Origin of the sequence: Rothia sp. P100 (genome assembly GCF_023712425.1) — a bacterium.
Classification (GTDB): domain Bacteria; phylum Actinomycetota; class Actinomycetes; order Actinomycetales; family Micrococcaceae; genus Rothia; species Rothia endophytica.
Window position 1 is genome coordinate 24,847 of sequence record NZ_JAMAYG010000004.1, and the last position, 12,178, is coordinate 37,024.

Consider the following 12,178-nt stretch of genomic DNA (forward strand, 5'->3'; position numbering starts at 1 on the left):
AGAGCCATGGCAGAAAACGCACACGAAGTCCCCGCCAAATATGGGCAGGCTACCAACATCTACCACCCCCGGATCGGTTCCTACCACCGCCGCATCATCGCTGGCCTCCCCAGCGCAGTGCTAGCGCTGGCCTGCCTCTGGTTCATGCTGGCAAAACGTCCCACACCACTGGTTATGGTGCTCCTGGCACTCATAGCGGTTGGGGCAGTTATTACGCTCTACTCCATGCTCAAACCCCACATTGTGGTACAAACCCCAACTCATATCCTGCGTGGGCGCCTCTTCGGCTGGCACGCTGTACCCCTTGCAGACATCGACCACACCGTTATCGCAGAACGCCTCACCCCCAAGCAGGCTGCCGGTAAAGAACTCACCGGAGTGGCTGCCGTGCGCTATAAGGGCGTACCGGCTCTCTGGGCAGTCAACACTAAAAAGAAGCGAGTTTTCCGCCTCGATGGCCGCATCTGGGATGCCAAAACCCTGCGTACCATCGCCTCCACCCTCGCCCCACAGACCACCGTCTACCCCAGCATTAACGTCACCCAAATGAATAAACAGTGGCCGGGGCTCATCACCTTTAACGAACTGCACCCCGGCTGGAAATCCGCCACCGTCGGCGCGGTTGCAGGTATCTTCCTGCTAGCGCTGGCTGTAGCTGCCCTCCTACCGGACGAAACACTACAGCAACTGCATATTCTCTAAACCCTGCTCAGCACTGCCACCAAGAAGGTCGAGGTTTCGGTGAAAGGGTGAAGTTCCCAAGTGGAGAAAGTGCTATCTAGCTTGAGACCGGACGCCGCGGCGTCCTCAAAGAAATGAGCGAAATCATAGCCGCGCCCCGCACCAAAACCAATGACCGCCCGGCCCGTTGGGGCCAGTACAGCCGCTAATTCCTCTAGCACCTCGCGGCGAGTAGAAGGCGCCAAGAAGGTCATCACATTGCCGGCTGAGAAGACCATGTCAAAGCCTTCTTCACCGAGCTGGCTGTCCTTGCTATACCCTAGGGACTCGCGCAGATCCGCCAAATCTGAGACTACCCAGTGCGCCGCGGGGCAGACCCGTTGTGCCTCTTCAATGAGTTCCGGGTCAAGGTCCACGCCTGTCACCCGGTGGCCTTTTTCATGCAGATGCGCACCCAAACGTCCCATGCCGCACCCAGCATCTAAAATCTTGGCGTTGCGCGGTGCCATCGCGTCAATGGTGCGGGCTTCACCCCAAATATCTTTGCCCTGCTCTTCCATCGCCCTAAAACGCTGGATATACCACTGCGCGTGAGCTGGGTTCTGCTCCTTGGTAATCTCCCAGGCTGATTTCTCGCGGCTCATGCCTCACCATCCGTTTCTTTGATAGCTTCTTCTTGTACTAGTGTAGCTTTTGCTGTCTCAGCGCTCGCATGCTCCATCTCGCCGATGATGTCTTCCACAAAGCGCGTGACATCGTCACTGCCGTAGACAGGGCCGCCAGCCAAAAGCTCGTCGGTGCCCAGAGCGACCGCTGAGGGGGTAGCACCGCCAAAGAGCATGCCTGTTTTCGACTCGGGGTCAACAAACGGTTGCATATCAGCAGGTAAATCCATCTGTTGTAGGTAACTTTCGTTGCTGACCACCGGGTGCACACCTAGCATGGGCAGACGTTGGTGCCAATCTGCCAGTTGTTCAATAACGGGCTGGCAACTGCCGCAGGTGGGAGACACAAAAATGAGCAGGCGTGCCTGAGTGGTTGAGAGGTACCGCAGATTGGCTTCAGCACCCTCGTTAGATTTTTCACCTTTTTTCGCGGGGTAGCGGAGGGACGCGAAGGGTATCGGGCTGCGCAGGTAATCTTCTGCCTCGTTCCCGGGTAGCGGCTGGGATTCTGCCGGTTGGTCAGTGACCGGTTGTTCAACAGTCCGAACCGTCTGCTCTGAACGGTTGATGGACCACAGCACCAGGGCCGCTAGCCCCGCACCAATCAGCCAAAGCCACCCGTCCGCGTCGGTCGCCAGCAACATGGTGAGTGCTGACCCGCGGGTAACGATGGCCCCAATGAGAGCCCCAAAGGACGCCATCAGCAGGGCGGTATTGCGAATGAGGGTAAACATTGAAACCGGCGCGGTTGAGGCGCTACCAAAGCAGTTACATGTAGCCGTGTTGCCCTGCACTACTGCGCGGGCGATAGCAGCCCAGTAGCCGATAAAGAGCACTACAGCGGCGATCGCTGCCAGAACCTGCCAGATACCGGGCAAGAGGAGCAGGGCAGCGGCAAGGGTAAGCTCAGCCCACGGCAAGATTTTTGCAATGGGTTTTACCGGTAGCCACTGGTCCAACTTGAGATTAACTATGGCGGTGACGGTGCTGGTGGGTTCTTTGATTTTTGCCACGCCACTAACGGCCAGTGTCACGATAATGATGAGTGTGCATAAGACAAGGGGAGTCATAGCGTTTGCGAGGGTGCTTTCTGCGTGGGGGAGCAACTACCTCTTTAGTCTACTGCCGCCGCTCTGACCCACCCTGTTAGGGGCAGAAAAAGAAAACCTGCCAGGTGGGTACCCGGCAGGTTTGAAATTGGAGCGGCTGACGGGAATCGAACCCGCGTATCAGGCTTGGGAAGCGTGCGCTCTACCATTGAGCTACAGCCGCGCGTGGCGTCCGCATAAAGCGGAGCTACAGGAATACTCTAGCCATGCTCGGGGTGTGCGTCAAAATGTGACGACAAAATGCGATATTTTGGGAGGGTGTTATTTTCTGATCAGGACATCCGCAAAGAAATCGAAACCGGGCGTATCGCTCTAGAGCCGTTTGACGATTCAATGGTTCAGCCTGCCAGTGTGGACGTGCGCATTGACCGCTTCTTCCGCCTGTTCGATAATCACAAGTACCCCTTCATTGACCCCTCTCAGCCACAGGAAGACCTGACCCGGCTGGTGGAGGTCGCCCCTGACGAACCCTTTATTCTGCACCCCGGTGAGTTCGTTTTGGGTGCCACCTATGAGAAGGTAACCCTGCCAGCTGATGTGGCGGCCCGCCTTGAAGGTAAGTCTTCCCTCGGACGTCTGGGGCTTCTCACCCACTCAACCGCCGGGTTTATTGACCCCGGTTTTTCAGGTCACGTAACCCTTGAGCTGTCCAATATGGCAACCCTGCCCATTATGTTGTGGCCCGGTTCGAAGGTGGGCCAGCTCTGCTTCTTCAAACTGACCAGCGAGACTGAACACCCCTACGGTTCGGGGGCTTACGGCAACCGCTACCAGGGCCAGCGCGGCCCCACAGCCTCCCGCAGCTACCTTAACTTTCATCGCACCACCATTCCTGCCGGCAACACCGAGAACTGATGCGTGGTCTACTGGTTAGTCCTGCCGGGGTAACCATATTTCTAGCTTTTGAAGATGACAATCCTCAGCTCTGGGTTGATACCCAGCGAGCCTGGGCTGCACTAGCCCCCGAGGTCATTGAGGACGCCGGAGCCCGGAGGATTGCTGACGGTGAGCGGGTCACCGTGCTCAGCAGCCGCTCTGCTGATGAGATAACTCAGCAGTGGGGGGATATCGCAGACTTAACCGTGGTCAACTCATCTGATCCGGCCGTTGCGGCTGAGCGTCTTACCGTTGACATCACCCTCCACCTCCTGCGCGAATATGCCGGTACCGCTCACCTACTGCACGCCGCGGTGTTGGGGGATGCGTCCAGCCACCGCGCACTAGCTCTGGTGGCGCCATCCGGTACGGGGAAAACCACCGCTGCCCGTTTTTTGGGTGAGCACCTCACCTATCTGACCGACGAAACTGCTGTGGTGATGCCCGATAGGTCAATCCGCCCCTACCCCAAACCCCTCTCTATTATTGAGGACGCTCAGCAGCCCAAGGTGCAGTACAACCCTGCTGACCTTGGGTTACGGGTGGTAGCAGCGAATGATTATTCTTTTCACCTCCACCGTATAGTGGTGTTGAACCGGGTGAAGGGCAAGAAGGCTGTTCCCTCAATTGAACCTCTACCCTTAGCGGAGGCCCTGCTAGCCGTCTCAGAGCAGTCATCGGGCCTCATGATAACCGAGCGAGGGTTAGAGGAGTTGGCCGGCCTGCTGGTAGAGACCGGTGGGGCAGTCAAACTAACCTACTCAGAAATCACCGACGCCCTGCCGCTCATCCTGAGTCTTTTGCACCAGGATGAAGACCAGCTACCAGCATCAGAAGCTGGTTTCACCTACCTGCCAGCAGCTAACTTCCTGGTCAACAGCGATACCCCGGATCTTTACCAGCGCTCGGAGGGTTCAACCGGCATGGTCTGCCAAGACCGCTATTTGGTAGCTCAGGGCAATTCTCTATCAGAGGTGTCCATCTATGCCTGGGATTGCTGGGAGATGTTGGCTCAGCCACTGCCTAAAACAGAAATCCATGCGCGTCTACAGGAGCTCTACGGGCCAATTCCCGAGCGCGGCTTTGAGGAATCTTTGCTGCAATTAGAACGGGCAGGGCTTCTGCTGCCCGTAGTGGTGTCCCAGCTCTAGAGCGTTGACTCCCGGGCGTTTGCTCCCTGCGGATCCTTGATGGGCAGCAAGAGAAGCAAACCTACAAAAAGCACGATAACGATACCCAAAATGCCCCAAAGCTCAGCGCCGAACCAAGTGACAAAGAGGCCGAAGAGAGCGGGTGAGAGGAAGCTGGCGGCCCTTCCGGTGGTGGAATAAAGGCCGTAGAGCTCGCCCTCGTTGCCCTCATTAACCAGCCTGCCCAGGTAGGAACGTGCGGCGGATTGTGCCGGACCAACGAAGGCGCAGAGGGTAAGCCCGCAGATCCAGAACATGGTGCTACTGGGGAAGAAGAGCAGAGGCAGAGCGGCCGCGATAAGGGCAACCAGGGAGAAAACGATGACTCGTTTGGGGCCAAAGCGGTCGTCCATACGCCCGCCGAGTAGTGCACCCACACCGGCAACGATATTACCAAAGATGGCGAAGACAATAACCTGATTGGTGCTGAAACCAAAGGAGTTCGCAGCCAGGATACCGCCAAAAGTAAAGATGCCGTTAAGACCGTCACGGAAGACCGCTGAGGAAAGCAGGAAGTAGAGGGTGGTGGGAGCTTCGCGGTAGAGACGACGGATGGTGGCGAAGAGGTCCCGATAGGAGTCAAGGATGCTCTTCTGAGGCTCTACACTGCGGGGGGCGGGAGAGATTTTGTGCACTGCCAGCATGAGAGGCAAAGAGAAGGCAATAGCCCAGATGGCCGAGAAAACCGCGACGGCGCGCAGATTGTAGGCACCGTCCTCGGGAATGCCCAGAATACCCGGGGAAACGAAACCGACCAGGACGATTGCTAGGGCAAGAATGCCGCCGAAGTAGCCTGCTGCCCAGCCTGTGCCGCTAATCTTGCCGATGGTCTGCTTGGTTGAAATAGCGGGTAGCAGCGCGTTGTAGTTGACCACCGCAAATTCATTGACCAGGTTGCCTAGGGACAGCAGAACAACACCCAGGATGAGGTAGTCAGGGGAGGGCGCTACGAAGAAGCAGAAGGCCATAATGACCGCCAGTAGCACGCTATTGACTCCCAGCCACAGACCTCGTTTTCCTGAGGCATCCGCCCGCTGGCCCGAGATGGGGGCAAGCAAGGCGATGAGTACACCGGCAATGGTGAGACCTACCGAGAGAACCGCGGCGGGGTGCCCTTCTTCTCCAAAGCTAGAGCTGGTTAGATAGACCGCGAACACGAAGGTCGTCATGATGGCGTTGAAGCTAGCGTTTCCAACGTCCCAGAGCGTCCAAGCGGCAATCGTTTTTTTGGATGCCGGCACTGGGGTGGAGTGGTTATCAGCGGCTGAAACAGGTGAGGTCATAGACACATGCTAGTTGGTTTGGGCGCAGGCGATGGATATATTATCGCTACCCTTTCATGAAAAGATGGAAAACAGATACAAAAACGGCAGGCCTTAAAGCCTGCCGTTCCTGGTAACTATTTCTTAGATCTCAGCCTGATCGGTGGTCTTGTCACCGGACTTAGCTTCCAGCTGGTACTGGGCGCGGGTAACCGCAACTTTGATAATGGTGCCTACCAGACCGGTAATCAGCGACCAGAGAATGATGTCGCGCCAGCGCTCGTCCTCATCGGGGTTATTCTCGGGAGGCTGGTTGCCGGTGATTTTGGTCCAGGTTGCGCTGAGCACCTTGTTTGCCAGGGCAACGCCGCCGAGTGAAGCAGCAGTGCCAGCAATCTTGATGAGAGGATTCATAGTTCAGACCTTTCAGTCAGTGAAATAGGGGGCGAAACGCCGTTCCGAACCAAGACTATCAGTAGCCTGTGCTCTCTGCCGCCTATTGGGCGAGAATCAGTAGAAGCGTGGTGATGGGTTTACCTCCCTCCAGGGGATTCGGGGCTGTCAGAGATTATTGCGAGCGCTCAGCGCGAATTATCAGAGGGTCAGCTGGCGGGACGAAAGCCCCCGCTACGCTTGACTATAAGTAACCCAGAGCAAGGCATCGATGCAGGGAAGCTTTCGTTGGCTCGCCCTAGTGGTTATACTGGGGGAGTTCTACACTTGAACTGCTCGCATAGTTGCGGGTATCGACAGGGGAGCGCCACCATCGGCGCTGAGAGTGCGCTAGGCGCAGACCCTCGAACCTGATCCGGTTAGTACCTGCGATAGGGAGTCGAGTTCTCGGAAACAGGTGCCACCCGGTGCCTGGGTCCCCCCTTCCTACATGTATAGGAAGGTTATTTTTATGGCTGAAAAGCGTTCTACCGCGTGGCGGGTTAATGAGATTGTGATTGCTTCGGTGATTGCTGTGGCTTGCTCGTTAGTTTTTGCTCTGTGGAATTTGGGGGTTTACCCCGTGACCCAGACACTGTTGGCGGCAACTGCGCCGCAGTTACTACCGCTGATTGGTGGTGGCTGGCTGATTGCGGGCACTTTGGGGGCTTACCTGATTCGTAAGCCCGGTGCGGCACTGTACTGTGAGCTGTTGGCTGCCCTGATTTCTGTTTTTATTGGGCCTGGCTCTTTTGGTCTGCCTATTCTTATTTCTGGTTTAATTCAGGGCGCGGCTGCTGAGCTGGTCTTTGCTATCTTTCTTTACCGTGCCTGGAACCTGCCGGTCATGCTGTTGGCCGGCGCGGTGTCCGGCTTTGCCATGGGGCTGAACGAGGTCATTATTTACTATGCCGGCCAGTTCAGTGCGGTTAACCAGGTGATCTATGTAGCTAGCGGTGCCCTATCTGGTCTGGTAATTGCGGGTCTGTTGATGTGGCTTTTGGGGAGGGCGCTGGAAGCTACCGGTGTGTTGGACTCCCTGGCTTCAGGCCGTTCGCGCCGAGGTTCTTCTGCCCGGTAATGTCTAGTCTCCAATCAAGGTCCCGGTCGAGTGCTGCCATCGTGGCAGAGAACTTCGGCTGGCACTACGCGGGCCGGGACCAGCCTGCTTTCAATAATCTGACCTTTGAGATCCCTGCGGGGCAGAAAGTCTTGTTGCTGGGGCACTCCGGTGCCGGTAAAACAACCCTCTTGCACGCTATGGGCGGGGTAGCTCAGGACGCCGACGGGCAATCTGCCAGTGGTTCGCTGACGGTGGGTGGCGCACATGCCCTGACTGAGCAGGTGCCGGCTGGGCTCATGCAGCAGGACCCGGAAAGCTCCATTGTGTTAGCCCGGGTGGGTGATGACGTTGCCTTCGGGCCAGAAAACCTAGGCGTTGTGCGGGAAGAAATTTGGCAGCGGGTAGACGTCGCTCTAGCGGCAGTGGGTCTTGACCACCTGCCGCTGGATTACCCTACAGACCAGCTTTCGGGTGGCCAGAAACAGCGCCTGGGTTTAGCGGGTATTCTTGCCATGCAACCCGGAGCTCTCCTGCTGGATGAACCCACCGCCAATCTCGACCCCGCCGGGGTGCTTGAAGTGAGGGACGCCGTCATCGCGGCACAGGCTACTACTGGTTCAACCCTGGTGGTTATTGAGCACCGGGTGGGGATCTGGGCCGAATATATGGATCGGGTCATTATCTTGGGCGCTCAAGGGATTACCCATGATGGCACACCCGATCAGGTCTTCCGCGAGGCGAGAGAGGAACTCATTGACGCCGGGGTATGGGTGCCGGGCTTCACCCCCTCACTACCGCAGCCGGCGTCCAGACCCGGTGAGCAACTGCTGACGAGCAAAGATCTGGTCACCACCCGACTCTTGCCTCGGAAGCGAGATATTCGCCGCCGCGCACGAGCGCTTAAAGATAGCCCCCCGGCGCCCTACCCGCTGGATCTGCCTGCGGTGGGGCATGTGCACTCTGTGAGCGTTCTTGCCGGTGAACACCTGGCTATTACAGGTGCCAACGGCAGCGGAAAATCGACCCTGGCGCTGACCCTCGCTGGCCTCCTCTACCCTGCAGACGGGGTGGTGGCAGCCACAGGTGCGCTGAGGGCTAGAGCCTCACAGGAGAAACAGGAACCTGGTTGGGACCCTGCTCGCTGGGAACCCCAGCAACTTGTTACCCGCATTGGTTATGTTTTCCAAGAACCAGAGCACCAGTTCCTTACTGCCAGTGTGCGTACTGAACTGGAATACGGTCCTCGACAGGTCGCAAAACTGAACCGATTGCCTCTCGATGAGATCGAGCTGGACGCCCTGGTGAGCGATTTGCTGACTCGCCTGCGTTTAGAAGATGTTGCTGACGCTAACCCCTTCACTCTCTCGGGCGGAGAAAAACGCAGGCTGTCCGTGGCAACGGCTCTTGCCACAGCCCCTCGCTTGCTTATTCTCGATGAACCCACTTTTGGTCAGGATGCCGGCACCTGGGCTGAGTTGGTCGTCCTCATGAATGAACAGTTAAACTCCGGTACCGCCATTATTTCCGTGACCCATGACCGGGACTTCATTGCTGCACTGGGCGGCAGAACCCTGCGTCTGGGGCCAGGAGGACAGACAGATGAGCACTAATCCTTTTGAACGCTCGGCTCTGCAGGATTCCTGGTTGGGTCGACGCAACGCCGGTATCAAATTCGGGGCGGCGTTAGTGTGCAGCGTGCTCATCATTCTGGTGATTGACCCGCTCACTGCCTCCCTTATTTTGGGCCTAGAAATTTTTGGCCTGCTGGTCGCTCGCTTCAATGCCTTCACCCTGCTCATCCGGTTCTGGCCCATATTGGTAGCTTCGCTGGTCGGCGGCTGGGCTACCGCCCTCTTGGCCGAGAAAAATGGGGAAGTCGTTCTTGATCTAGGCTTCAATTACCTCACCACCCACTCGGTAGAGATTGGTGTGGCTATGGTGCTGCGCTCCCTGGCGCTTGCACTGCCGTCACTGATGTTTTTTACCACGGTGGACCCTACGGACTGGGGGGACTCCCTCGCGCAAACTTGGCGTCTACCTGCACGTTTTGTGCTGGCTGCTCTAGCTGCTCTGCGACTGGTGGGCCTGATGCTCGCCGAATGGAACACCCTTTCCATGACCCGCCGAGCCAGGGGAGTCACCGGTAGTTCCAGTGCAGCCGGTCTAGTGCAGAGTATCAGAGCCAGTGGCGGGCAGACCTTTGCCCTGCTGGTTCAGGCCCTTCGCCGGGGCAGTCGCCTTGCTATCACTATGGAGGCGCGCGGTTTTGGGAACCGGCAGCGTACCTGGGCGCGACCGGATCGGTTTACCCCAGGTGACCTTGTTTTCACTGTCTGCGCCTTGGCTATCCCCCTGGTTGCCTATGCGGCGTCCTTCTCCGTCGGATCCCTGCAACTGCTTTGGCAGTAATCCTTTGTCCCTACTTGTGGGGGGCAAATTTAAGTAATCTCTGGTCAAACCTACTTATAAAAAATAGACATGATGGCTGTCGTTTGTGAAGGTCATAACTACCACTGTTCCCTACTGCAAAAAATAGGTAGTTTAGGACTATAGGCTCACATCAATCCATAGCTTGCCCTTGAGTCTATGGATTGAGAGAGCTCTCGCGCCCCTCAGTGGTGCTCGCACAACAGACGATGCCCCGTCACTGTGTATTCCCAGACGCAGCGGTGGGGCATCAGTGGATCTTCCGGTGCCCGCAGGTAACCTTAGGATATGACTCAAACAACCGTAGTAATGCTCAGCACCGAGCACCCTGCCGGTGCCCTCGTAGACGCCACCGCCCCTCTCATTCACATTGAAGACCAGGGCTTAACTCGCGGCGATGGTGTCTTCGAAACAATGCTGTCCGCCAACCGTAGCGTGCGAAAACTTGGTGCCCACCTAGCGCGGCTCACTGGTTCAGCTAGGCTCCTTGACTTACCCATGCCTACGGAAGAGAATCTGCGCACCGCCATCGATCTAGCCTTGAGCGCAGCTGAAGCTGGCCCGCAGACTGTGCTGGGTGAAGAGCATACCGTGAAAATCATTATCTCCCGCGGAACCATAGCGGGTGGCCCCCACTCATGGGTTACTGTTACCCCCAGCCCCGCCGGAATCCTCGCACAACGTGAACAGGGGGTGCGCGCCATGCTGCTACCCCGCGGCCATGACCCGGCAGAAGATTCCGCCTACCCGTGGCTACTAGCCGGTGCTAAGACTCTGTCTTACGCCGTCAACATGTCGGTGCTACGCTACGTGAAACAGCACGGGGCCGATGACGCCATTTGGGTGACCGAAGACCGCCGAATTCTCGAGGGTGCGACCTCGTCCGTCATCGTGGCTAAAACAGAGGGGGAGAAGAAGGTTCTCTACACCCCTGAACCCTCCCACGGCATTCTGCCCGGCACCACCCAGGGCGTCATCTTTGAAGGTGCCCGCATAGCCGGGTGGGAGCTGGGCTACGGTCCGCTTTACCCCCATGACCTGCTTGAGGCGGACGCCGTGTGGCTGGCCTCGTCTGTGCGTTTGCTAGCCCCGGTAACCCATCTCAACGGCACACCTTTGGCTACCGATTCGCAGCTGACTGAAAAGTTCTTGGGCTACCTAGCGCGCAGCTAGCGTGACGAGGTGGCGTAGTCGCTTTCTGCCTTGGGCGTGGTCAGGAGAGCGAGGGCTGCCAGCAGGGCAAAGCTGCTGATGGTTAGTGCTAAGGGCATGTAGGCGCCGCCTCCGCCGAGGGAAACCAGCGGGGAGGCGAGGCCGCCCATCACCGACTGGGTCAGGCCCAGCATGGCCGAAGCTGACCCTGCAATATGGCGGGCTTCGCCCAGGGCAAGGGAAGAAGCGTTACCAAAAATCATGCCTACCGAGCAGGTCAACGCGAAGAGCAGAACGAGGGTGGGTACTAATTGGGGTCCCATGATGAAGTGAATCAAAATCAGCAGGCTCACCGTGCCCAGTGAGCTGACACCGATAGTCAATAGCTTGCGCAGCGCCACCCTGCCGACCAGTGCCGTCATGACTGAAGAAGCCAGCACGATACCTACCGAGTTCACCCCAAAGACATAGGTGAACTGAGTTTCGCTGAGTCCCAGTACGTTTTGTAGCAGGTAGGGGGAACCTGAAACATAGCCAAAGAGGGCACCAAAGGCCAGCGCCATGGTCAGCATGAAACCCATGTAGCGGCGAATTTTCACTACTTCAGCGATGCCTGCGTAGGCCGACAAGAGACTACCGGCGCGGCGCCGCTCTACCGGTAGAGATTCCTTGATGAAGATGGTCACCAGCACCATGGACAGCGCAATCATAACTGTGATGACCTTAAAGACATCGCGCCAGTCACCGTGTGCCAGCACAATGCCGCCAATCAGGGGTGCGGCAACAGGGGCGATACCGTTAATCATCATCATGATGCCCATGAGGCGGGCAGTTTGCAGACCGCTGGTGGAGTCAGCCACCACTGCGCGCGCCAGTACCAGGCCGCTAGCCCCGGTGAAACCCATAATAAAACGGGCAACAATAAAGAACTCAACGGTGGGTGCAAAGACGCAGGCAAGGGTTGCAAGTGCGCAGAGAACGATGCCAACCAGAAGAGGTCGCCGGCGTCCTGTCTTGTCTGATAGCGGGCCGACGACGAACTGGCCTGCACCCATACCCAGCATGAAGGCAGTTAGCGTCAGCTGAGCCATGGAAGCAGTGGTGTTGAGGTCTGCGGAAATCGACGGGAGTGCCGCTAGATACATATCGATGGCTAGCGGCCCAACGGCGGTCAGGGACGCTAGTGTAAAAACAGCGATTTTAGAAAGACCGGGTGGTGTTTGGTGGGAGGTGTGTGAAGATTCCATGATGCCCTTTCGTGCCTGCAAAACTCCCTTATTCTACGGGGCGGGGCGAGGCCGTCGTAATAGGAAATTTAAAA

The 12,178-nt window shown here is 57.4% G+C and carries 12 protein-coding genes, 1 tRNA gene and 1 riboswitch; of the genes, 7 read left to right on the forward strand and 6 right to left on the reverse strand.

Annotated features, from left to right (window positions below; genetic code table 11):
• Positions 1–6 precede the first annotated feature (6 nt).
• Entirely contained in the window at positions 7–702 is a 696-nt protein-coding gene (locus M3668_RS09330; RefSeq protein ID WP_251380580.1) for a hypothetical protein, read from the forward strand.
• On the opposite strand, the gene M3668_RS09335 is transcribed toward M3668_RS09330, so the two are convergent.
• The 3 genes from M3668_RS09335 to M3668_RS09345 all read right to left on the reverse strand — a co-directional run bounded on the left by M3668_RS09335 (position 699) and on the right by M3668_RS09345 (position 2,618).
• Complete coding sequence (locus M3668_RS09335) at positions 699–1,325, reverse strand: class I SAM-dependent methyltransferase (RefSeq protein WP_251380581.1); 627 nt, start codon at positions 1,323–1,325, stop codon at positions 699–701. The genes M3668_RS09330 and M3668_RS09335 overlap by 4 nt on opposite strands.
• A complete protein-coding gene (locus M3668_RS09340) occupies positions 1,322–2,416 on the reverse strand; it encodes a MauE/DoxX family redox-associated membrane protein (RefSeq protein WP_251380582.1) in 1,095 nt (364 codons plus the stop codon). The genes M3668_RS09335 and M3668_RS09340 overlap by 4 nt, the downstream gene beginning before the upstream one ends.
• 128 nt (positions 2,417–2,544) lie before the next feature.
• Positions 2,545–2,618: transfer RNA gene (locus tag M3668_RS09345), tRNA-Gly, on the reverse strand.
• A 95-nt stretch (positions 2,619–2,713) separates the two neighbouring features.
• Here M3668_RS09345 and dcd point away from each other — a divergent pair.
• Entirely contained in the window at positions 2,714–3,310 is a 597-nt protein-coding gene (gene dcd / locus M3668_RS09350; RefSeq protein ID WP_251380583.1) for a dCTP deaminase, read from the forward strand.
• Entirely contained in the window at positions 3,310–4,482 is a 1,173-nt protein-coding gene (locus M3668_RS09355; RefSeq protein WP_251380584.1) for a hypothetical protein, read from the forward strand. The genes dcd and M3668_RS09355 overlap by 1 nt, the downstream gene beginning before the upstream one ends.
• On the opposite strand, the gene M3668_RS09360 is transcribed toward M3668_RS09355, so the two are convergent.
• Both M3668_RS09360 and M3668_RS09365 read right to left on the reverse strand, forming a co-directional pair.
• A complete protein-coding gene (locus M3668_RS09360) occupies positions 4,479–5,804 on the reverse strand; it encodes an MFS transporter (protein WP_251380585.1) in 1,326 nt (441 codons plus the stop codon). The two genes, M3668_RS09355 and M3668_RS09360, sit on opposite strands and share 4 nt — an antisense overlap.
• Positions 5,805–5,927: 123 nt before the next feature.
• A complete protein-coding gene (locus M3668_RS09365) occupies positions 5,928–6,197 on the reverse strand; it encodes a DUF4235 domain-containing protein (protein ID WP_251380586.1) in 270 nt (89 codons plus the stop codon).
• Between the two features lie 327 nt (positions 6,198–6,524).
• A riboswitch (TPP riboswitch) is annotated at positions 6,525–6,631 on the forward strand.
• A gap of 56 nt (positions 6,632–6,687) precedes the next feature.
• On the opposite strand from M3668_RS09365, the gene M3668_RS09370 reads away from it, so the two are divergent.
• From M3668_RS09370 to M3668_RS09385, 4 genes are all read left to right on the forward strand, one after another.
• Complete coding sequence (locus M3668_RS09370; protein WP_251380587.1) at positions 6,688–7,296, forward strand: ECF transporter S component; 609 nt, start codon at positions 6,688–6,690, stop codon at positions 7,294–7,296.
• Positions 7,297–7,337: 41 nt separating this feature from the next.
• Positions 7,338–8,888: an ABC transporter ATP-binding protein gene (locus tag M3668_RS09375; RefSeq protein WP_346924202.1), complete on the forward strand. Its 1,551-nt coding sequence runs from the start codon at positions 7,338–7,340 to the stop codon at positions 8,886–8,888.
• Entirely contained in the window at positions 8,878–9,687 is an 810-nt protein-coding gene (locus tag M3668_RS09380) for an energy-coupling factor transporter transmembrane component T family protein (protein ID WP_251380589.1), read from the forward strand. Before M3668_RS09375 ends, M3668_RS09380 begins: the two co-directional genes overlap by 11 nt.
• Before the next feature lie 306 nt (positions 9,688–9,993).
• Positions 9,994–10,878, forward strand: coding sequence for an aminotransferase class IV (locus tag M3668_RS09385; protein WP_251380590.1), 885 nt, complete (start codon positions 9,994–9,996; stop codon positions 10,876–10,878).
• On the opposite strand, the gene M3668_RS09390 is transcribed toward M3668_RS09385, so the two are convergent.
• The gene (locus M3668_RS09390) at positions 10,875–12,104 is read right to left on the reverse strand and encodes a multidrug effflux MFS transporter (protein WP_251380591.1); all 1,230 of its coding nucleotides are present in this window, start codon (positions 12,102–12,104) and stop codon (positions 10,875–10,877) included. The two genes, M3668_RS09385 and M3668_RS09390, sit on opposite strands and share 4 nt — an antisense overlap.
• Positions 12,105–12,178: the final 74 nt, after the last annotated feature.